The organism is Stenotrophomonas hibiscicola ATCC 19867 (assembly GCF_000382065.1).
GTDB lineage: Bacteria > Pseudomonadota > Gammaproteobacteria > Xanthomonadales > Xanthomonadaceae > Stenotrophomonas > Stenotrophomonas hibiscicola.
In genome coordinates this window covers 356,752-378,888 of sequence record NZ_KB907503.1, presented here as the reverse complement: position 1 = coordinate 378,888, position 22,137 = coordinate 356,752, and the positions used below count along the sequence as shown (strand labels likewise).

The following is a 22,137-nucleotide window of genomic DNA, read 5'->3' as shown; positions in this document are numbered from 1 at the left end:
CGGCTTGACCATATAACCTCAAGTTGCCTTGGCTTTACGACAACGTCGTAAGAGCATCCAAGTGCACGCTACGTCACAAGAACTATGAGAGGCAGGCGCCTTATCCAGCTGTACCGGATGGCGACGCTCCAACCGCCTCCCTGGTGAAATTAGCGCTGTGGAACCACCCGATCCCATCCCGAACTCGGAAGTGAAACGCAGCTGCGCCGATGGTAGTGTGGCTCAAGCCATGCGAGAGTAGGTCATCGCCAGGGTTTACACCCAAAACCCCGCTGCTCACGCAGCGGGGTTTTTCTTTGTGCGCGGTAAACACCGGGTAGTGCCGGCCGCTGGCCGGCAACCCGACGGTGTTACATCGCCCGGTAGATCCACGCCATCCGTGGATCCCCCTGCGAGGAACAGCGGCGCCAACCAAGGTTGGCCGCTACCAACAGCAGGCGCACACAGCGGTCGTTTGCCGGCCAGCGGCCGGCAACTTTGTGCGCGGTAAACACCGGGTAGTGCCGGCCGCTGGCCGGCAACCCGATGGCATTACATCGCCCGGTAGATCCACGCCATGCGTGGATACCCCCTGCGAGGAGCAGCGGTGCCAACCAAGGTTGGCCGCTACCAACAGCAGGCCCACACAGCAATCGGTTGCCGGCCAGCGGCCGGCACTACCAGGGGCAGGTCACGCATAAAAAGACGGCGCCCTGCGGGCGCCGTCCTCATCCACTCGCTTGGCAGACCCTGATCAGGCGGCCCGCGGGACCTCGTGTGCTTCCTGCTGGCGGAAGACCGACACCGCTTCAGTCAGCGTCCCAGCCTGCGACTGCAGCTCACGTGCGGCAGCGGTGGCCTCCTCCACCAGCGCCGCGTTCTGCTGCGTGGCCTGATCCATCTGCACCACGGTCTGGTTGATCTGCTCGATGCCAACCGACTGCTCCTGAGAGGCCGCCGAGATCTCGTGCATCAGGTGGCTGACATTCTCAACGCCCCCGACAATGCCCTGCATCCGCTGGCCCGCATCGGCCACCAGCTGGGCACCTTCGCCCACCTGGCGACCCGCCTCATCGATCAGCTTCTTGATTTCCTGTGCGGCGGCGGCGGAGCGCTGCGCCAGCACGCGCACCTCGCTGGCCACCACTGCGAAGCCGCGGCCCTGCTCGCCGGCACGGGCGGCCTCCACTGCCGCGTTGAGCGCGAGGATATTGGTCTGGAAGGCGATGCCATCGATCACGCCAGTGATGTCGCCGATCCGCTTCGAGGCTCCCTCGATCGCCTGCATGGTGTCGACGACCCGCTGCATGGCGACGTTGCCGTCGCTGGCGGCGCTCTGGGTGGTGATCGCCAGCTGGCTCGCCTCGCGCGCATGGGCAGCGTTCTGGCGCACGGTGGCGGTCAGCTCTTCCATCGAAGCGGCGGTTTCCTGCAGGTGCGCTGCCTGGCGCTCGCTGCGCTCGGACAGCGCGCCGTTGCCCGCAGCGATTTCGCTCGCAGCGGTGCTGATCGAGGACGCGCACTGCTGGATACGGCCCACCATGCGCGCCAGCTGGCCGGCGGTGGCGTTGGCATCGCGCTGGATCGCGGCAAAGGCGCCGTGATACTCACCATGCATGCGTCGATCGAGGTCGCCGCTGGCCAGCGCCGAGAGCATCTGCCGCACCTCGTCAACCGTACTGCCCAACGTATCCAGCAACTGGTTGATGCCACCGGTGAGGCCATCGAGGAAGCTGGCACCTTCGGTTGCCTGCAGGCGCTGGTCGAGGTCGCCGGCGGCGGCGGCCGCGACGATGCCGGCGACGGCGTTCTCCAACGCGAGCTCATGGGTACGGTCATGCCACTCCACGGCGAAGCCCAGGCGCACGCCCTGTGCGTCGAAGACCGGAGTAACCACCTGTGCGAAGTGCACCGGGCCGATCTGTACCTTGCCGTTGTGGCTGACCCGCAGGCCATTGAGGATGGCGCGGATCCGGTCCGGGTTGGCGTGGAAGCGATGGATGCTGCTACCGACCAGGCGCTCGGCATCGAAATCGGGGAAGGCCTGGCGCAACGTTGCCTGCTGGTTACGCAGCAGGGCCACCACCGAGCGGTTCACGTAGCGGATCACGTGATCGTTGTCGGCAATCATCATCGCGGTGCGCGAGGCATCGAGGGCCTGGCGGATCTGCGCGTTCTCGGCGTGTGCCTCCGCTTCGCGTCCACGCTGGGCCTGCACATGGCGTGCGGTGTCGGCCAGCGCATGGGCCAGCGAACCTGGTGCGTAGGCGGTGGTGTCAGCATGTGCACCAAGATCGGCGCCGGTGGCGATGTCGCGCGCCAGCGCGGCCAGCCGGCGGGGACCGTGGCCGAGTGCTTCGGTCTGCTGGCGGAGCCGCAGTGCGACCTGGCCAAGGAACAGGGTCAGGCCGGCCAGCATCGCGGCCTGCAGCAGCGCCGGCCACAGCGCAGTACCGTCCAGCAGCGGTGCCAGCAGGGAGAGCGTACCGACGCCACCGGCCAGCCACACCGGAAGGCGATCACGGTGGCCCAGCAGCACGCCCAGCAGCAGGGCAATTGGCAATGCCGGTGACAGGCTGATGATCGCGCACAACACGGCCAGCTGCAGCGACAACAGCAACGCCAGACCGTTGCGGGCGACGGCCCGGCCCGCCTGGGGGCCGCCCAACCACGCGGCTGGCAATACGGCGACGGCCGCCAACGCGGCGGCTTGTGCCTGCGGCCCACGCAGCGCCAGCACCAGGGCAGCCATAGCCAATATCCCGCTGCCGATCAGCAGGCGGCGGTCAGCGCGGCGCGCGAGCTGCTGCAGATGCGGCAGGCGGGCGGTATCGGGGGGACGGGAGGATGCAACGGACATCGGCGACTCCTGGGTCAGCTAAAGACAACGGCCACGCCGCAACGCACGCAGCAGGGCGTGACGAGGGCGGGTGCCGGGAATTCGGGGAATGCGACGCGATCAGCGACGCGCAGACGGGGCACCGTGGCCACATCCTGTGGATGACGGTGCAGCAGAGCGGGCATGCGGACTTCCTTGCAGGACCAGACACACGCCGCAGGCCCGACCGGGTCCGCGTGCGGCGGGCGCAGGGGCCCGCAACTGATGTATCGGCCGCAACTGCGCGGAGTGAAGTGCGCGAACGCCGCGAATCAGCCGGCGTTGTCGTTGCTGAAGAAGTGCAGGATCACGTCTGCGATCTGTTCCGGGTTTTCCATGTGCAGGTGATGGTTGCCGGGAAACACCGCCAGCCGCCCGTTGCGCAGGTGCTGCAGGCGCTCGCTGCGCATCGGCTCGGGGTAGTAGGACTGCGCAGGCGTGGCATAGATTACCTGCGTCGGGCAGGCGATGGCCTGCAGCAGGTTGTCGATCTGGCCTTCGCTGAGGCGGATCGCGGTGGGCAGCATCAGCCGCGGATCGCTGCACCAGCGGTAGCCGCCCTCGACCGGTTCCACGCCCCGCTCGACCAGCAGCCGTGCGCATCCTTCGCTGAGCTGGTTGGTCATCATCCGCGCACGGATCGGCGCGGCCAGGTCAGGGAACACGCGCAACTGCTTGCGTGCCAGTCCCCGCGTGGCGTTTACATGTTCACGCAGACGGTTGGCCGTTTCTTCCTCGGGGCCACGCAGGCCGCCCAGTGCTTCGATCGCCACCAGCCGCTCCACGCGGTCGCTGACCGAGGCGGTGAGACTGGCGATGCCGGCGCCCATTGAATGACCGAGCAGGCTGAAGCGGTCCCAGCCCAGCGCGTCGGCGACATCGAGTACGTGGCAGATCGCGGCGGCCGTGGTGTAGCTGGCACCGGCCGGCAGGTGCGCGCTGTGGCCATGCCCGGGCAGGTCGATGGCCACCAGCTGCAACGGCGACAGGTGCGGCGCCAGCGGCACGAAGCTGGCCGCATTGTCGAGCCAGCCATGCAGGGCCAGCACGCGCGGGCCGTCGCCGTGATTGCGCAGGCCGGCGACGCGCGCGCCACCGACCTCCAGTTCAAACGGCTGCAGACTCATGCCAGCGAGGCCACGGCCAGCCGCGCCAGGGCGCGAGCGTGTTCCGGATCGGCGTTGAGGCAGGGGATGTAGCGCATCGTCGCGCCGCGCTCGGCCAGCGTCTCGGTGAAGCCCAGCGCCACTTCCTCCAGCGTTTCCAGGCAATCGGTGGCAAAGCCCGGGCAGACCACGTCGATCTGCTTCACGCCGGATTCGGCCAGCGCCCACAGGCTGGGCTCGGCATACGGCTGCAGCCAGCGCTCGCGGCCGAAGCGCGACTGGTAACCCATCTGCCAGTCGTCCCTGCCCAGGCCCAGTGCGTGGGCGATGGCCTGCGCGCTTGCCTCGCAGCGCTGCGGATACGGGTCGCCCGCGTCGGCCAGGCGCTGTGGGATGCCATGGAAGGAGAACATCAGTTTCCGGCCGCGACCGTGCTGCTCCCAGTAGCGGCGGATCGATCCGGCCACGGCCTCGACCCAGCCTGGATCGACCGAGTAATCGCGCACCAGGCTGACGGTTACGCCTGGGTTGCGGCGCTGCCACGCATCGACGCGGTCTTCGACCGAGGCGGTGGTGGTGGTGGAGTACTGCGGGTACAGCGGCAGCACCACGATGCGGCGCGCGCCGTCGGCTGCCAGGCGGTCGAGCTCGCTGGCCAGCGCCGGTTCGCCGTAACGCATCGCATGGCGCACTGTCAGGGTCGGCAACAGGGCCTGCATGGCCTGCGCCAGCTGGCGTGTATGCACCATCAGCGGTGAGCCGTCGGGCAGCCAGACCTGGGCGTACTTGGCCGCCGAACGACTGCTGCGCAGGGGCAGGATCAGTCCGCGCAGCAGCGGCTGCCACAGCAGTGGGGGGATCGCGACCACGCGGCGGTCGGACAGGAATTCGGCCAGGTAACGGCGTACGGCGGGGGCCGTCGGCGTCTCGGGCGTGCCTAGGTTGACCGCCAGCACGGCGGTATCGGGTGCGTCGAGCATGGGCGGTATTGTCGCCGATCCGGCGCCGTGCCGGGATGCAGGGTTCGGATTGCAGGCATAGCGCGCATCAATGTGAGCAGGGAACGCTCATTGGGGATTCATGACAACGCTACTAATTTCAGTCACTTGCTATATCTTCCTATGGACTGACTTCTGGAGCCTGCCATGCGTCGCCCGATCCAAGCCCTGCTGATCGCCGCCAGCCTGCTGTCCAGCCAGGCCATGGCCGGACCGCAGGAAGACCAGCGTGCGCGCAATGCCGTGCGCGTGCTTGCTGAAATCCAGGAAATCCCCGAACAGGGCATTCCGGACAAACTGCTCGACGAAGGCCGCGCGGTCATCGTCATTCCCGACACGATCAAGGCCGGTCTGGTCATTGGTGGTCGTCGTGGCCACGGCCTGATGTCGGTGCGCATGCCCAACGGCGCCTGGTCCAATCCGGTGTTCGTGAAGCTGACCGGCGGCAGCATCGGCTTCCAGGCCGGCGTGCAGTCCTCGGACGTGGTGCTGGTGTTCCGCAACGACCGCAGCCTGGACAACCTGGTCAATGGCAAGTTCACGCTGGGCGCCGATGCCGGTGTCGCCGCCGGCCCGGTCGGCCGCAATGCCGCCGCTGCCACCGACGGCCAGCTGAAGGCCGAGATCTGGTCCTGGTCGCGCGCGCGCGGCCTGTTTGCCGGCGTCGCGCTGGATGGTGCGGTGCTGCAGATCGATGATGCCGCCAATCTGGATGCCTACGGCAGCAACACCACACCGCGCATGATCTTCGAAGGCCGCGCTGCCGGTTCGCCGTCGATGGATGTGGTGGCCTTCCGTGACCGCCTGGAAGAGGCCACCTACGCTGCACGCAGCAACCGCAGCGGCAACGGCAGCGCACCGCGTCCGGCAGCGGCCCCGGCGGTTGCGCCGGCGCCTGTTCAGGCAGCACCGGCCGCCCCGGCGGAAGCCACCACGGCGCCGCTGCAGAACGTGCCGCAGACCCCGCCACCGCAGCAGCAGGGCTTCCAGCCGGTCAATGACGGCGAAATCCGCACGGAAACGCTGGGCGGGAACTGACTTTCGTCACGCGCGCCGGCTTACAGCCGGTGCGCTATGCTCGACAGCCTGATCACTAACGTAACGAGCGTCTTTATGGGCAGTTTCAGCATCTGGCATTGGTTGGTCGTGCTGGCCATCGTCCTGCTGGTGTTCGGCACCAAGCGCCTGACCAGTGGCGCCAAGGACCTCGGCTCGGCGGTCAAGGAATTCAAGAAGGGCATGCGCGACGACGACAAGCCGAACGCGCAGCTGGGCGACGAGTCGCGCAGCCAGGATGCCTCGCGCACCGTGCAGGACGAGCACGACCGCAACCCACGCTGATCCGGAGCGGTCGCGGTGTTCGATATCGGCTTCAGCGAACTGCTGGTGATTGCCGTGGTCGCTCTGGTGGTGCTCGGTCCCGAGCGCCTGCCCAAGGCGGCCCGCTTCGCCGGCCTGTGGGTGCGTCGTGCCCGCAACCAGTGGGATTCGGTGAAACAGGAACTGGAGCGCGAACTGCACGCCGAAGAGATCAAGCGGCAGATGCAGGACGTGCGCCAAGGCATGCAGGACACCGAGAACCAGCTGCGCGCCAGTGGCGAAGCGCTCCGTCGCCAGGCCCAGCAGGCGCGGCAGCAGGGCGACGATCTGGCGCAGGAAGTGCGAGCACCGGCGCAGGCCGATCTGCCGCCGCACATGATTGCCCAGCCCGGCGTGGACCCACCGGCCCAGGCTGGCGCCGTTGCCGGGGCGGCTGCAGACGCGCCCGCTGAAGCAGCCGCGACACCGCCGCCGCAGAGCACGGAGCGCCAGCCATGAGTGAACAGGATTTCGGCGAAAGCTCGCTGGTCGAACATCTGGTGGAACTGCGCGGCCGCCTGGTGCGTGCACTGCTGGGCTTGGGCGTGGTGCTGCTGGCGCTGCTGCCGTTTACCCAGAAGCTGTACAACGCGCTGGCCGAACCGCTGGTCTCGCAGCTGCCGAACGGGCAGACGATGATCGCCACCAATCCGGCCGGTGCCTTCTTTGCGCCGTTGAAGCTGACCTTCTTCGTGGCCCTGTTCGTGGCGGTGCCTTGGCTGCTGTACCAGCTGTGGGCGTTCGTTGCCCCGGGCCTGTATGCGCGTGAGAAGCGCCTGGCGGTGCCGTTGCTGGTGTCGTCGGTACTGCTGTTCTACACCGGCTGCGCCTTCGCCTACTTCCTGGTGCTGCCGGCGGTGTTCCATTTTCTGACCACCTTCAGCCCGGACGTGATTGCGATCACTCCGGATGCGAATGCCTATCTGGATTTCGTGCTGGCGATCTTCTTCGCTTTCGGCGGCAGTTTCGAACTGCCGGTGGCGATGGTGATCCTGGTGCTGCTGGGCTGGGTGACGCCGCAGCAGTTCAAGGAAGGCCGTGGCTACGCAATCGTCGGCATCTTCGTGGTAGCCGCAGTGCTGACTCCGCCGGACGTGGTCTCGCAGCTGATGCTGGCGATCCCGATGTGCCTGCTGTACGAGCTGGGCATCCACGCCGCGCGCTGGCTGGTGCCGTCGTCGGTAGTGAAGAAACCCGCCGCGTGATGCGGTAGCGCCGGGCCATGCCCGGCGTGCGGGGTGCGATGTGATGCCACCGCCGGGCATGGCCCGGCGCTACCGGTGGGACCGGTCAGGCGTGGAACACGTCGCTCGAGGTCGGCGTGGTCGGGATCGGCGGCGCTGCACGGCTGCCGCGATGCACGAACATCTGCTTCCACGCGGCGTAGACCGCACCGACATACAGCGGCATCAGCACCGTGGTCAGTACCAGCTGGGCGATGAAGGCCGCGGCCAGCGGGCCACCGATCAGCATCGCGATCTGGATCACGATCACGAACAGGATGTACATGCAGAACGCGGCGATCAGGCCGAGTGCGGCGAACACGATCATCGCGCCGATGTTTTCGATGCAGCCCTGCAGGCTCAGGCGCAGCGCATGCATGCCGCTCTGCTTGTCGAACACCACCAGCGCCGGCTGGGTGAACATCGCCAGCGACAGCGCCACCGCGCTCAGGAACACCAGCAGCATCCACAGCGCAATGCGCTTTGCCGGCAGGTTGGCGACCAGCGCGGCGGCATCGTCCGGCTTGATCTGCTGGCCACTGCGGCTGATCTCTTCCATCTTGGTCATGACCTCGCTGAAGGCGGTGAAGCCCTCGCGACCGATCATCATGAACAGCAGCGCGCCCAGCAGCAGTACCGCCAGCACCTGGATCGCCAGCGGCACCAGCAGGTGGCTGACGCGGTGGTCGCGGATCGGCTGCAGCAAGTGCGAGGCCAGGCCCGGGCGGCCTTCGTCGATCTCGCCCACGGCGTAGAGCATGCCGCCGAACATGATCGGCGAGATGGCCAGGGTCATCAGCTGCACGGCCATGCCTGCCGCGCCGGGAATCAGCGTGGACAACAGGGTGACCAGCCAGCTCACCAGCAGCCAGGCCAGGCCGATCCGGGCCAGCTGCAGCGGCGCACGCCGGTACAGGGAGAACGTATCCAGCAACCACTGGGCGCCCGCCGAAGCCGGCAGCTTGCGAATCTCTTTCATGGACATCCGGGAGGGACAGGAGGGGCCGGGCGGCTGCCCGTGCCGCCGATTATCCCTGTTTTGCCATCGGCTGGGCTGAAGACAGCCGCGCCTGGCGCACGAAACGGCGCAACAGCTGGCGGGCCAGCGGCGCGGCGCTGACTGCGCGCTCGATGGTGCGGGCGCAGCCGCCGTGGCGACCGATGCAGTCGGCGCGGGCACGCACGTAGCCGCGCATGTGGTGGGTGGCGAATTCCGGATGGAACTGCACCCCCCAGGCGTGGCGGCCCCAGCGGAATGCATGGCAGCCATCCAGCGGCGAGCGTGCCAGCACCTGGGCACCCTCGGGCGCACGCAGCACGGTCTGCAGGTGGGTGGCGTGGGCGGCGAAATGCTGCGGCAGGCCCTGGAACAACGGGTCCTGTGCCGCCTGCGGCTGCAGTTCCAGTTCGATCGTGCCGGACTCGCGGCCAGCCGGGTTGTAGGCCACCTCGCCCCCCAGCGCATGGGCCAGCAACTGATGGCCATAGCAGATGCCGAACACTGGCAGACCGGCGTGGGCAGTCTGGCGCAGCCATGCGGCGCTACGCTCGCTCCAGTCGGCGTGGTCGGTGACGAAGGCGGCCGAGCCGGTCACCAGCACGACAGCAAAGGCATGCGGATCGGGCAGGGCATCACCGTGTTCGACATCGACCACCACCGTCTCGTGTTCTTCCAGTCCGGCGGCGACGCGAATCCAGTGTGGAAAGCGCCCATAGCGGCGCAGCGGCGGCACCGGTCGGCCGGTTTCAACGATCAGGAACGGGGCTGGATTCATCCGGGGGCGGCAGTACTGACAGGACTTCCTCGATTGTAGTCAGCCCCTGCGCCACCTTTTCAAGCCCGGCCTGGCGCAGGGTCCGCAGCCCTTCAGCACGTGCGGCACGGCTGAAACCGGCCAGATCCATGTCGGCGCGGATCTGCCCGCGCAGCCGCGAGCCCAATGGCAGCAACTCATACAGGCCGATGCGGCCAAGGAATCCGGTGCGCCGGCACTCCAGACAGCCAACCGGCCGACAGGGCGTGGCGGCATCTGGATATGCGCCATCGCTATCAGCCAGCACCGCCCAGTCGGCAGCACCAAGGGTGTGCGGCTGCTTGCAGTGCGGGCACAGCGTGCGCACCAGGCGCTGGGCGAGGATGCCGTTGAGGGTGCTGGCGAGCAGGTAGTGCGGCACGCCCAGGTCGAGCAGGCGGGTGACCGCCGAGGGCGCGTCGTTGGTATGCAGGGTGGACAGCACCAGGTGGCCGGTCAGCGAGGCCTGCACCGCCATCTGCGCGGTCTCCAGGTCGCGGATCTCGCCGATCATGATGATGTCCGGGTCCTGCCGCAGCAGGGTGCGCACGCCGCTGGCGAAGTCCAGGTCGATGTTGGCCTGCACCTGCATCTGGTTGAACTCCGGCGCGATCATCTCGATCGGGTCCTCCACCGTGCACACGTTCACGTCCGGCGTGGCCAGCCGCTTCAGCGTGGAATACAGGGTGGTGGTCTTGCCCGAGCCGGTCGGGCCGGTGACCAGCACGATGCCGTGCGGGCGCTCGACCAGCGCATTCCAGCCGGCGGCCTCCTGCGGGCTGAAACCGAGCTGGTCGATGCTCTTGAACGCAGCATCCGGGTCGAAGATGCGCATCACGCACTTCTCGCCGAAGGCGGTGGGCATGGTCGACAGGCGCATCTCGACCTCGCGGCCACCCGGCGAGCGGGTCTTGATGCGTCCATCCTGCGGGCGCCGCCGCTCGGCCAGGTCCATGCGGCCGAGCACCTTGATACGGCTGACCACCGCGGTCATCACCGCTGGCGGCACCTCGAACACCTTGTGCAGCACGCCGTCGATGCGGAAGCGCATGCGGCCCATCTCGCGACGCGGCTCCAGATGGATGTCCGAGGCGCGCTGTTCGTAGGCGTACTGCAGCAGCCAGTCGACGATGTGCACGATGTGCTGGTCGTCGGCATTGACGTCGCCGGTGCGGCCCAGCTCGACCAGCTGTTCGAAGCTGGGCAGCGTGGTGCTGGCCTCGCCGCGCACGTCGCCGCGGGCACCGCGCACCGAACGCGTCACCCCGTAGAACTCCATGGTGTAGCGGTGCAGGTCCAGCGGGTTGACCACCGCCAGCTCGATGCGGCGGCGGGTCAGGTGCTGCAGGTCGCGGCGCCATTCCTGCACCAGCGGCTCGCTGGTGGCCACCAGCACGCGCTCGGCGTCCACCGCCAGCGGCAGGAAGCGGTGGCGGCGGGCGTAGGCGTGGGAGACCAGCGCGGTGACCGCGGCGACGTCGACCCGGGTCGGGTCGATGCGCAGGTAGCGGCTGCCGGTACGCTGCGCCAGCCACTCGGTCAGCCGTTCAAGGGTCAGCTCGCCACCGCCGTTGGCGGCCAGCTTGAGGTTGGACAGCAGCACCAGCGGGTGCAATTCACTGGCATTGCGCGCGCCCTGCGCGGAAAACCGCATGCGCTCGCGGTCCTGCTCGGCCACCAGGTCATCGGCGACCAGAGCCGCGGCAATCTGCTCGAAATGCAGCCGTCCCCAGGGCAGCGGGACGCCGCCCGCCTCGCCGGGCGTGCCTGCCGGCAGCCGATGTTCCATCTGCCTGCTCCTCCCGGGTACGGAATGCCCCGCAGGTCGGCCGTTATACTAGCGCACCCCCTTGCCGGCCAAGACTCGTACGCATGTCCGCGACCCCGACCGTTCCGATCACCTTCCAGGGCCTGATCCAGACCCTGAACCAGTTCTGGGCCCAGCAGGGCTGCGTGCTCATCCAGCCGCTCGACCTGGAGGTGGGCGCCGGTACCTTCCACCCGGCCACCTTCCTGCGTGCGATCGGTCCGGAAAGCTGGAATGCGGCCTACGTGCAGCCGTCGCGGCGCCCGACCGATGGCCGTTACGGTGAGAACCCGAACCGCCTGCAGCGCTACTACCAGTACCAGGTGGCGATGAAGCCGGCGCCGGACAACATCCAGCAGCTGTACCTGGATTCGCTGAAGGCACTGGGCATCGATCCGCTGGTGCACGACCTGCGCTTCGTCGAGGACAACTGGGAATCGCCGACGCTGGGCGCGTGGGGCCTGGGCTGGGAAGTCTGGCTCAACGGCATGGAAGTGACCCAGTTCACCTACTTCCAGCAGGCCGGTGGCCTGGAATGCCGCCCGGTGCTGGGCGAGATCACCTATGGTCTCGAGCGCCTGTGCATGTACCTGCAGAACTGCGACAACGTCTACGACCTGGTCTGGACCTACGGCCCGGACGGCCAGCCGGTGACCTACGGTGACGTCTACCACCAGAACGAGGTGGAGCAGAGCACCTACAACTTCGAATACGCCGACGTGGAAGAAATGTTCCACCGTTTCGACGCCTGCGAGCGCGAAGCGCAGAAGCTGGTGGAAGTAGGCCTGCCGCTGCCGGCCTACGAGCAGGTGATGAAGGCCAGCCACACCTTCAACCTGCTCGATGCGCGCCGCGCGATCAGCGTGACCGAGCGCCAGCGCTACATCCTGCGGGTGCGCGCACTGGCCCAGGCGGTGGCCAAGGCGTATTACGAACAGCGCGAGAAGCTGGGCTTCCCGGGCGCGAAGAAGGCCTGAAGGCCGCGCTCTCCCCCTTACTCCGGGGCGCCGGACGCGTCGCGCGCTGCGCCCCCACCACAGGATTGAAACGATGAGCCAACTGTCCCCCCTGCTGATTGAACTGGGCACCGAAGAGTTGCCGGTCAAGGCGCTGCCGGGCCTGGCCCAGGCCTTCTTTGACGGTGTTGTCGAAGGCCTGCGCAAGCGTGGCATCGCGCTGGAACTGGGCGATGCGCGCCCGCTGTCCACCCCGCGCCGCCTGGCCGTGCTGCTGCCGGGCGTCGGCCTGGAACAGCCGGAACAGCACAGCGAAGTGCTGGGCCCGTACCTGAACATCGCGCTGGACGCCGAAGGCCAGCCGACCAAGGCCCTGCAGGGCTTCGCCGCCAAGGCCGGGATCGACTGGACCGCGCTGGAGAAGACCACCGACAACAAGGGTGAGCGCTTCGTGCACCGCGCAGTGACCCCGGGCGCGAGCACCGCCAGCCTGCTGCCGGAGATTCTGCGCGAGGCGATCGCGGCGATGCCGATTCCCAAGCCGATGCGCTGGGGCGACCACGCCTGGGGTTTCGCGCGCCCGGCGCACTGGCTGGTGCTGCTGCACGGTGCCACTGTGGTCGAGGCCGAACTGTTCGGCCTGCAGGCCGGCCGCGTCAGCCGTGGCCACCGCTTCCACCACGACCAGGCCGTGTCGCTGGCACAGCCGCAGGACTACGTTGAAGCGCTGCGCGCCGCGTTCGTGCTGGTCGATCCGAGCGAGCGCCGCGCACGCATCGTCGCCGAGGTCGAAGCCGCCGCAGCCAAGGCCGGTGGCAGTGCCCGCATCACCGAGGACAACCTGGAGCAGGTGGTGAACCTGGTCGAATGGCCGTCGGCAGTGCTGTGCAGCTTCGAGCCCGCGTTCCTGGCGGTGCCGCAGGAAGCGCTGATCGAGACGATGGAAATCAACCAGAAGTTCTTCCCGGTGCTGGATGCGGCCGGCACGCTGACCGAGAAGTTCATCGGCATTGCCAACATCGAGTCGAAGAACGTGGCCGAAGTGGCCAAGGGCTACGAGCGGGTGATCCGCCCGCGCTTCGCCGATGCCAAGTTCTTCTTCGACGAGGATCTGAAGCAGGGCCTGGTGTCGATGGGTGAGGGCCTGAAGACGGTGACCTACCAGGCCAAGCTGGGCAGCGTGGCCGACAAGGTGGCGCGCGTGGCCGCACTGGCCGAAGTGATCGCAGCCCAGGTCGGTGCCGATCCGGCGCAGGCCAAGCGGGCTGCCGAGCTGGCCAAGAACGACCTGCAGTCGCGCATGGTCAACGAATTCCCGGAACTGCAGGGCATCGCCGGCCGCCACTACGCCGTGGCAGGTGGTGAATCGGCCGAGGTTGCGCTGGCCATCGACGAGGCCTACCAGCCGCGGTTCGGTGGTGATGACATCGCGCTGTCGCCGCTGGGCAAGGTGCTGGCCATCGCCGAACGCGTGGATACGCTGGCCGGTGGTTTTGCTGCAGGCCTGAAGCCGACCGGCAACAAGGACCCGTTCGCCCTGCGCCGCAACGCGCTGGGCCTGGCCCGCACGATCATCGAAAGCGGCTTCGAGCTGGACCTGCGCGCGCTGCTGGCCAGCGCCAACGGCGGCCTGGCGGCGCGCAACGTGCAGGCCGACGTCGGCGAGCTGTACGACTTCATCCTCGACCGCCTGAAGGGCTACTACGGCGACAAGGGCGTGCCGGCTTCACACTTCAACGCTGTGGCCGAGCTGAAACCGGCCTCGCTGTACGACTTCGACCGCCGCCTGGATGCGATCGGCATCTTTGCGACGCTGCCGGAAGCCGAAGCGCTGGCCGCGGCCAACAAGCGCATCCGCAACATCCTGCGCAAGGCCGAGGGCGAGATTCCGGCGCAGATCGACGCGGCACTGCTGCAGGAAGATGCCGAGCGCGCGCTGGCCGAAGCGGTCACCGCCGCCATCGATGACACCGGCGCCAGCCTGCACCAGAAGGACTATGTGGCGGCGCTGGCACGCCTGGCGCGCCTGCGTCCGCAGGTCGACGCGTTCTTCGATGGCGTGATGGTCAACGCGGAAGATCCGGCACTGCGTGGCAACCGCCTGGCGCTGCTGACGATGCTAGGCGAGCGCCTGGGCAAGGTGGCGGCGATCGAGCATCTGTCGAGCTGACGCCCGTATCGGTAGTGCCGGCCAGCGGCCGGCACTACCGGAACATCGCCGGCGGATGTCCATCGGGATCATCGCCGTCGCCGCACGCGACGTCGGCATCCTCGCGTGCGATCCCGATGATCGCCACAAAGGCGCGTATTTTGACCGCCACTTAACAACCGATCTCCAACGACGTGATGCATTTCGCATCGTCACCTCCGGTCGGTATGCTGTGCCGCATGCAGCCAAAGAAATACGCCCTGCCGCTGATGGTCCTGTCGCTGGCCGCCACCTCCGTGGCCCACGCGCGCGGCACCATCGACAAGGTGGACATCAAGGGATTGGACAAGGGCGACGACGCCGCAATCATCGAGAACATCCAGGAATCGCTGTCGCTGTTCGACACGATCGGCAAGGAGCAGGGTGAATCGCGCCTGGAGTACTTGCTGTCGCAGGCCGAGCGGCAGACCCGCCAGGCGCTGGAACCGTTCGGGTACTACAACCCGGTGATCAAGGTCGAGGCGCCGCGCCAGGATGAGCACGTGCGCGTGCTCATCCATGTCGACAAGGGGGCCCCGGTGACCGTGCGCCGCGAGCACATCGACATCACCGGCCCGGCGATGTACGACCAGTACCTGCAGGACGACCTGGCCGCATTCAAGCCCCGCAAGGGCCAGCGCTTCGAGCACACCCAGTACGAAGCCAGCAAGATCACCATCACCCGGCGCCTGGCCGAGCGTGGCTACTTCGATGCCGACTACACCCAGCGCCAGGTGCAGATCACCCGCGCCGACAACGCGGCCGACATCGACCTGACCTGGGACAGCGGCCGCCGCTACAACATGGGCCCGGTGCGCTTCCAGCAGGACTACTTCGTCGACAAGCTGTTCGACCCGCTGGTGTACTGGGAGCAGGGCAGCTACTACCACGAGGGCAAGCTGGACCGGCTGCGCGAGTCGCTGACCAAGCTGGACTACTTCAGCGTGATCGACATCCAGCCGCGTCCGGACCAGGCCGACGAAAACGGCGAAGTGCCGGTAGACGTGAAGCTGACGCGCGCCAAGCGCACCATCTACACCGCGGGCCTGAGCTACGGCAGCGAGAGTGGCCCGGGTGTGCGTGGTGGCATCGAGCGGCGGTTCCTGAACAACCGCGGCCACAAGATGAACACGCAGCTGGACTATGCGCAGAAGCGCAAGAGCCTGATCACCAGCTACCGCATTCCAGCCTTCAACTGGCTTGATGGCTGGTACACCTTCGCTGCCAGCGCCTACGACGAGCAGACCGACTACATCGACCTGCGCAACTTCAAGCTGATCGCCAGCCGCAGCGGCGAGATCAACGAACACTGGACCGCGATCGCCTCGATCAACGCGCTGCGCGAGCGCTGGCGCTATGCCTCGGGCACCGAATTCACCGACGCGGTCTACAACACCTCGACGCTGGTCTACCCGCAGCTGGTCGCCGACTACGTCGACGTCGATGACGAGCTGTTCCCGCGCAAGGGCGTCAGCGGTACGGCAACGATGCGCGCCGGTGTGGAAGGTGCGGGTTCGGACACCAGCTTCGTGCAGGCCAATGCCGTGCTGCGCTGGTACATCCCGGTGGGCGATAGCAATCGCCTGATCCTGCGCGGCGAGGGTGGCACCACCTGGACCAGCGACCTGGTGGCGATGCCGCCGAGCCTGCGCTACTTCGCCGGTGGTGACCGCAGCATCCGCGGCTACGCCTACCGTGAGGTTGGCCCGCGTACGCCGAAGCCGGACAAGTATGCGCTGGGTGCCAAGAACCTGGTGATCGGCTCGGCCGAGTACGAGCACTACTTCAACGGTGGCCCCTGGGGTGCGGCGGTGTTCGTCGATACCGGCAGTGCCTTTGACAACACCATCGACCTGCATACCGGCGTCGGCTTCGGCGTGCGCTGGAAATCGCCGGTGGGCCCGGTGCGGGTGGATATCGCGCACGGCCTGAACAACCCGGATTCGCAGTTCCAGCTGTACCTCAACATCGGAGCAGACCTGTGAGTGCCCCCGCACCGACTCCGAACAGGCCGCCGCGCGTGCGTTTCTACCGGCGCCGCCGCTTCTGGGCCTGGTCCGGCGTGGGCGTGCTGGGCCTGGTGCTGCTGGCCCTGCTGGCGGTGTACTGGCTGCTGCAGACCGTGGCCGGCCGTGACGTACTGCTGGCCCAGGTGGTGGCGCGCCTGCCGGTGGGTGCCAGCTTCACCTGGGACAAGGTGGACGGCCCGGTGGCAGGGCCGCTGACCTTGTACAACGTCGACTTCCGTTACGACGACATCCATTTCCACGCCGAGCGCGCCTACCTGGAGCCGGACCTGCGCCCGCTGCTGGGCCGCAAGCTGCTGCTGGACAAGCTGGAGCTGAGCAACGCGACGTTGAACCTGGCCAAGAGCGATGAGCCGTTCAAGCTGCCGTCGTGGCCCGATTCGCTGCCGCAGATCGAGATGCCGCTGGCGATCCAGGCCGACGCCATTGCCATCGACGGCTTCCGCATCAGCCAGGCCAACGAGCCGGTGATCGACATCAGTCGCGTGCGTGGTGGCATCGAGATCGCCAATGGCGAGTTCCAGGCACGCAGGCTGGTGGTGGACAGCGACATGGGCAACTTCACCGCCCAGGGTCGCTACATCCCGGCCAAGGACTACGACACCGACGTGACCGTCACTGCCGTGCTGCCGGCACCGCGTGGGCGCACGGCCGCCACGGTGGGCCTGGTCGCCCGCGGTGACCTGTCGCACATGGAAGTGGCCGTAGCCGGGCGCGCGCCGAAGCCACTGCACGCGATGCTGGTGTTCGATGGCCGCACCGACCCGACCTGGAACGCCAGCGTGCGCAGCGACGAGCTGGATCTGGCGCTGCTGTCCCCAGCATTGGCGAGCTCGGCGATCGCGCCGTTGTCGCTGGACTTCACCGCCGCCGGCAAGGGCGGCAATGCCAACCTGCGTGGCAAGGTAAAGCAGGGCGATCAGGAACTGGAACTGGCACCGTCGGTGGTGTCATTGCAGGACCAGGTGCTGAAGGTCTCACCGCTGCTGGTGAAGGGCCTTGGCGGTGAGGCGCGGCTGGAAGGTACCGCCGATTTCAGTCAGGAAGACCAGCAGAAGCTCAACTTCTCGGTGGTCGCGCGTGACCTGACCTGGGTGCCGGCACCGGACCCGAACACCGCCGGCAGCGCACCGGTGCCGGTCACCCTGAAGGAAGCACGCTTCGGCCTGGCCGGTACCCTGAAGGCCTGGGCGGCGATCGGCCGCGCCGATGTCGAACGCGAAAAGCAGAAGGCCCAGCTGCGCTTCGACGTACGCGGCAACGACCAGGCCGCGTCGATCCACCAGTTGCAGGCGCAGACGCCGGGTGGACAGCTGCAGGTGGAAGGCCAGGTGGCGTGGGCACCGCAGCTGGACTGGGATGCCAAGGCCACGCTGAAGGACTTCGACCCTGGCTACTTCGTGCCGGGCTGGAACGGCCGGCTGTCCGGCAACCTGGCTTCGAAGGGACGGCAACTGCCGCCGCCGGCAAACGCACCGCCGGGTACCACCGGCACACTGGAAGCCACGGTCGATCTGCCGTCGCTGAAGGGCGTGCTGCGCCAGCGCAATCTCGATGCGCAGGGCAAGTTCGCGCTGCAGGGCGCGCAGGGCCAGGGCGACCTGAAGCTGTCCCTGGGCAGCAGCCGGGTGACCGCGTCGGGCAAGGTCGGCGACCGCCTCGATATCGATGCGCGTTTCGAACCGCTGCAGCTGAGCGATCTGCTGCCGGGCGCCGATGGTGGCCTGCGTGGCCAGGTACAGGTGAAGGGCCCGCGCGACGCGCCGGACATCACCGCCGACCTGGTCGGCAACAACCTCAACTGGGACGGCTACGGCGCCGAAAGCGTGAGCATCAAGGGCCGCCTGCCGTGGCGCGGCGACAGCGGCACGCTGGCGATCCAGGGCCAGCAGGTCAACGCGGGCATGCTGCTGGAGCGCTTGAACGTGGATGCGCAGGGCAGTGTCTCCAACCTGCGCCTGGCTGCGCAGACCCGCAACGAGATGGGGACGATCGAGCTGCAGGGCAGCGTGCGCCAGCAGGGCACGCAGTGGCGCGGCGAGCTGGCCTCGCTGCGCATCGCACCGGTGAAGGGTGATGCGTGGTCGCTGCGTGCACCGGCGGCGTTCGCGATCAACGGCAGCACCTACACCCTGTCCGAAGCCTGCCTGGCCGCCGCCAGCAGCGGCGCGCTGTGCGCACAGGCCAACTGGCCGCGCGAAGGCCTGGTGGTGCGCAGTGACGCGCTGCCGCTGGCGCTGGTGCAGCCTTGGCTGCCGCCGCAGTCCGGCCGCCGCATCTATCTGCGCGGCGACGTCAGCCTGGACGCGCAGATCCGCCCGCGTGGCGCGGCCTGGGAAGGCCATGTGGAAGTGCGCTCGAAGGAAGGCGGCGTGCGCCTGGGCGAGAACCGCAACACCGTGGGCGATACCACCCGCGGCGAGCTGGTGCGCTATGACCAGTTCTCGCTGAAGCTCGACATGACCCCGTCCAGCATCAAGGGCTACCTGGGCATGGGCTTCCAGGGCAACGGCTTCGTCGACGCGAAGATGCAGACCGGCTGGGAAGCCAGTGCACCACTGAACGGTGAGCTCTATCTGAACATGTCGCGGCTGTACTGGCTGGAGCTGTTCTCGCCGGACATCGTGCGCCCGACCGGCCTGATCGAGGGCCACGTGAGCCTGCGCGGTACGCGCGGGCAGCCGTCGCTGGGTGGCGACGCGCAGCTGAGCAACTTCAAGGGCGAATTCCCCGCGCTGGGCCTGACCTTCGACCAGGGCAAGGGCAGCTTCGTGGCCCAGCCCGATGGTTCGGCCAAGATCACCGCGCAGGCCAACTCCGGCCAGGGCACGCTGTACGTGGACGGTGGCCTGTCGTGGTTCGGTAATGCGCAGCCCTTGCAGCTGAAGATCCACGGCGAGAACGTGCTGCTGTCCAACACCAGCGAACTGCGCATCGTCGCCAACCCCAACCTCGACTTCACCCTGGCCAAGGCAGCGATGGAGCTGCGCGGTACCGTCCACGTGCCCGAGGCCGACATCGACCTGGAGCGCCTGGACCGTGGCACCTCGGTGTCCGAAGACGTGGTCGTGCTGGATCCGGCTGATCCGGAAGAGTCGCGCACCTCGCCGCTGGACATGGACCTGACCGTCAGCCTCGGCGAAAAGGTGAAGATGACCGGGTTCGGCCTGAAGGGCGCGCTGACCGGCAAGATGCAGGTCTGGGCCAAGCCCGGCCGCGAAATGACCGCCAATGGCGGCCTGGAAGTGAGCGGTCGCTACAAGGCGTACGGGCAGGACCTGACCATCACCCGCGGCAACCTCAACTGGAACTACAACGCGGTGTCCGACCCGCGCATCAACATCCGTGCCGAGCGACGGATCGGTGATGTCACCGCCGGCATCGACGTGACCGGGCGTGCCCAGCAACCGCGTGCCGACGTGTGGTCCGATCCTGCGATGTCGCAGTCCGAGGCACTGGCCTATCTGGTGCTGGGACGCAGCCTGACCGGCGCCAGCAGCGACCAGGCGCAGCAGGTCAACGCGGCCTCGGCGGCGCTCTCGGCCGGCAGTGGCCTGCTGGCGTCGCAGCTGGGTGCCAAGCTGGGCCTGGACGATGCCGGCGTGAGCCAGTCGCGCGCGCTGGGCGGCTCGGTGATCGGCGTCGGCAAGTACATCTCGCCCAAGCTGTACGTCGGCTACGGCGTGTCGCTGGTCGGTGCCGGTTCGGTGATCACGCTGAAGTACCTGCTGCGTCGCGGCTTCGACGTGGAAGTGGAATCGAGCACGGTGGAAAACCGTGGGTCGATCAACTGGCGGCGGGAGAAATGACCGGGTCGGGGGCGGTGCCCTTTCGTTGAGAGGGTCCGACCCCCGGCTTCTTCAGCTGCGGCGCAGCCGCTGGCGGTGCCCGGACAGGTCCATGCTCCACAGCAGCAGCGCACCCAGCAGCGCCGGCAGCACGCTGAGCACGGACAGCATCACCAGGAATGACACTGGCAATTCCATGCGGGCGGGCTTGCCTCGGCGCAGCTGGTAGCGGATCCATGCCGTGGCCAGCACGGTCCAGGCCAGCAGCCAGCACAGCGGTGCCAACCACAGCGAAGGCGAGGGCACCCACAGGTAGACGGCGGTACCGACCGCTGCGATGGCTGCGCAGGCGACCGGCAGGGTCAGCCAACGCAGCCGGGAAGGCGGCACGGACGGGTCTTCAGGGGCGCTCTGCCAGACGAACAGATGACGCAGGCCAATGGCCAGCAGCGTGCCGAGCAGTGGCGCCAGCGCTGCCGTGCCCAGCACGATCGCCCTGCGCTGCTCTTCCGACTGGTAGGGCAGCAGCGTGCTGGCGATCTGGGTGGTGGCCAACGCGATGAAGGCCATCAACGTCAGCGCCACGCTTGCCAGCAGTGCACGCAGCAATGACAACTGTGCCGCGGTGAGGCGGGTGACATCGCTGGCGCCGGCCCAGAAACGGGCTTGGCCCGCATCGATGCCGGGCGGCAGAGGACGGTCCTCCTGGCAGCCCAGTACGTCCATCAACGCTGCGGCCTGGCGCGGCACGCGCAGCGGCAGCGCGGACATCAGGTTGCGCAGGTGCGAACGCGGTTCGCGCAGCTGCTGAAGGCGGCTGGCAGCGTCATCGTGGCTGGTCCAGCGCCCGCCACGCGCCTCCATCTGCTGGGCCAGCAGATCGGTCTGCGCGGGCAGTTGCAGCCAGTCCTGCCAGGCGTGTTCGGCCAGCTCGCGCAGTTCGCCTGGTGCCAGGCCGCAGCCCGCGTCGTCCCAGCCGAAGGCCTGGTAAAGCGCCGCGGCTTCGGACAGGTTCATGGGCGCCTGCCGCGCGCGCAGCGCCTGCAGCACCCTGGCACTGGCTTCAGCGCGCTCGTCCAGGGACCACTGGCTGCGCAGGCCCTGCAGGTACACCGCGAAAGGCTGCGGGTCGGTGGATTTGGCGCGCTCCAGCAGGTCCATCCAGTTGCTCATGGGTTTGCCTCGTGTGGGGGCTGCAGGCTTGAACGATCACTGTCTGCATTGCCGGGGGAGCTGGAAAATGCCCCGCGGAGGATTGCGATGGTGGCCAGCAGGGCGCACGTCAGAAGCAGTGCCAAAGTGACCGTTCGCCGCGTGAAGCGTCTGCGTGACGGCACGGAATGGTGCAGGGCGTCGCATGCGGCCGCCCAGAACATGACCTGCCTGCGCTGCAATGGCGGTGGGAGCGCCACGTGCGCCATCACAGGCACGCCGACAAGGTAATGCAGCGTTTCACGCATTTCGTGCCGCGTGCGCGCGGACAGCGCCTGGATGTGCGCGCGCAGTGGGTGCCAGGGGCCACTGAGCCGGGCGACACGGGTGCGGGCCTGCACCACCGAAACCGGCGCATTCTCGAGATGCATGTAACGGGCGAGCGCGGTCTCGTTGCCTGGCACCAGCAACCAGCACAGGTGCATGCTGTGGCCGAGGGCGGCCATGTCGTAGCACTCGCGGATACTGTCCCGGTCATACCACTGGAAGCGGTCGGCCAGCTGCTCGAAGTTCGCTTGCGGGAACGGCGTAGTGCCCTTCATCAGCCGTTGCCAGGTTGCCAGGTTCACCGCGCCAGCATCCGCAGGGGGCTGCAGTTCCGGGGACTGCTGCAGCCAGGCTGCGAAGTCTGCCGGATCGCGTTGCTGACCGTTGCGGACGATGCGGTCGGCAAGCGCCTCGGCGGCAGATGGCCCTGTCGAATGCGTGGTGCCCAGATCGATTCCTGCGATCATCGGTCCTTCCCTGGTATCCGTGCCTGATTCTAGCCAGCATCGGTGCCCCCAACCATCGGCCGTTGCCCCATCCGGCCCCAGCGGCTATG

Annotated in this window: 16 protein-coding genes and 1 rRNA gene; 9 read left to right on the top strand and 8 right to left on the bottom strand. The window is 67.7% G+C overall.

What is annotated here, in order from left to right; genetic code table 11:
- Positions 1-139: 139 nt before the first annotated feature.
- Positions 140-254, top strand: a 5S ribosomal RNA gene (rrf, locus tag G370_RS0117645).
- 479 nt (positions 255-733) lie between these two features.
- On the opposite strand, the gene G370_RS0117640 is transcribed toward rrf, so the two are convergent.
- The 3 genes from G370_RS0117640 to hemH form a co-directional block, all read right to left on the bottom strand.
- Complete coding sequence (locus G370_RS0117640; RefSeq protein WP_019661776.1) at positions 734-2,839, bottom strand: methyl-accepting chemotaxis protein; 2,106 nt, start codon at positions 2,837-2,839, stop codon at positions 734-736.
- A gap of 290 nt (positions 2,840-3,129) precedes the next feature.
- On the bottom strand, positions 3,130-3,984 hold the full coding sequence (locus G370_RS0117635; RefSeq protein WP_019661775.1) for an alpha/beta fold hydrolase: 855 nt from the start codon (positions 3,982-3,984) through the stop codon (positions 3,130-3,132).
- Entirely contained in the window at positions 3,981-4,943 is a 963-nt protein-coding gene (gene hemH / locus G370_RS0117630) for a ferrochelatase (protein ID WP_019661774.1), read from the bottom strand. The genes G370_RS0117635 and hemH overlap by 4 nt, the downstream gene beginning before the upstream one ends.
- 165 nt (positions 4,944-5,108) lie before the next feature.
- Here hemH and G370_RS0117625 point away from each other — a divergent pair, with 165 nt between their 5' ends.
- From G370_RS0117625 to tatC, 4 genes are all read left to right on the top strand, one after another.
- Entirely contained in the window at positions 5,109-5,999 is an 891-nt protein-coding gene (locus G370_RS0117625) for a lipid-binding SYLF domain-containing protein (protein WP_019661773.1), read from the top strand.
- 75 nt (positions 6,000-6,074) lie between these two features.
- Positions 6,075-6,302 (top strand): Sec-independent protein translocase subunit TatA, encoded by a 228-nt coding sequence (tatA, locus tag G370_RS0117620; RefSeq protein WP_026347229.1) that lies wholly within the window; start codon positions 6,075-6,077, stop codon positions 6,300-6,302.
- A gap of 15 nt (positions 6,303-6,317) precedes the next feature.
- Positions 6,318-6,779, top strand: coding sequence for a Sec-independent protein translocase protein TatB (tatB, locus tag G370_RS0117615; RefSeq protein ID WP_019661771.1), 462 nt, complete (start codon positions 6,318-6,320; stop codon positions 6,777-6,779).
- A complete protein-coding gene (gene tatC, locus G370_RS0117610) occupies positions 6,776-7,525 on the top strand; it encodes a twin-arginine translocase subunit TatC (RefSeq protein WP_010482410.1) in 750 nt (249 codons plus the stop codon). The genes tatB and tatC overlap by 4 nt, the downstream gene beginning before the upstream one ends.
- Before the next feature lie 85 nt (positions 7,526-7,610).
- Here tatC and G370_RS0117605 read toward each other — a convergent pair whose 3' ends face one another.
- Genes G370_RS0117605 through G370_RS0117595 form a run of 3 tightly spaced genes read right to left on the bottom strand, consistent with a single transcriptional unit; the run spans position 7,611 to position 11,125 of the window.
- Positions 7,611-8,522: a BPSS1780 family membrane protein gene (locus tag G370_RS0117605; protein ID WP_019661770.1), complete on the bottom strand. Its 912-nt coding sequence runs from the start codon at positions 8,520-8,522 to the stop codon at positions 7,611-7,613.
- A gap of 49 nt (positions 8,523-8,571) precedes the next feature.
- Positions 8,572-9,318, bottom strand: coding sequence for a glutamine amidotransferase (locus G370_RS0117600; protein ID WP_019661769.1), 747 nt, complete (start codon positions 9,316-9,318; stop codon positions 8,572-8,574).
- Positions 9,290-11,125, bottom strand: coding sequence for a GspE/PulE family protein (locus G370_RS0117595; RefSeq protein ID WP_019661768.1), 1,836 nt, complete (start codon positions 11,123-11,125; stop codon positions 9,290-9,292). Before G370_RS0117595 ends, G370_RS0117600 begins: the two co-directional genes overlap by 29 nt.
- An 83-nt stretch (positions 11,126-11,208) precedes the next feature.
- Between G370_RS0117595 and glyQ the strand changes: the two genes are divergently transcribed.
- The 4 genes from glyQ (at position 11,209) to G370_RS0117575 (ending at position 20,123) form a co-directional block, all read left to right on the top strand.
- Positions 11,209-12,120, top strand: a complete 912-nt coding sequence (gene glyQ, locus G370_RS0117590; protein ID WP_019661767.1) for a glycine--tRNA ligase subunit alpha — start codon at positions 11,209-11,211, stop codon at positions 12,118-12,120.
- Positions 12,121-12,193: 73 nt separating this feature from the next.
- Entirely contained in the window at positions 12,194-14,269 is a 2,076-nt protein-coding gene (gene glyS, locus G370_RS0117585) for a glycine--tRNA ligase subunit beta (RefSeq protein ID WP_019661766.1), read from the top strand.
- Positions 14,270-14,475: 206 nt separating this feature from the next.
- Positions 14,476-16,272, top strand: coding sequence for an autotransporter assembly complex protein TamA (locus G370_RS0117580; protein WP_019661765.1), 1,797 nt, complete (start codon positions 14,476-14,478; stop codon positions 16,270-16,272).
- Positions 16,269-20,123 (top strand): translocation/assembly module TamB domain-containing protein, encoded by a 3,855-nt coding sequence (locus G370_RS0117575; protein WP_019661764.1) that lies wholly within the window; start codon positions 16,269-16,271, stop codon positions 20,121-20,123. Before G370_RS0117580 ends, G370_RS0117575 begins: the two co-directional genes overlap by 4 nt.
- Positions 20,124-20,174: 51 nt before the next feature.
- Here the strand turns inward: G370_RS0117575 and G370_RS0117570 are convergent, their stop codons facing one another.
- The gene (locus G370_RS0117570; RefSeq protein WP_026347228.1) at positions 20,175-21,275 is read right to left on the bottom strand and encodes a hypothetical protein; all 1,101 of its coding nucleotides are present in this window, start codon (positions 21,273-21,275) and stop codon (positions 20,175-20,177) included.
- Positions 21,272-22,048: a hypothetical protein gene (locus G370_RS01000000120945; RefSeq protein WP_019661762.1), complete on the bottom strand. Its 777-nt coding sequence runs from the start codon at positions 22,046-22,048 to the stop codon at positions 21,272-21,274. The genes G370_RS0117570 and G370_RS01000000120945 overlap by 4 nt, the downstream gene beginning before the upstream one ends.
- Positions 22,049-22,137 lie beyond the last annotated feature (89 nt).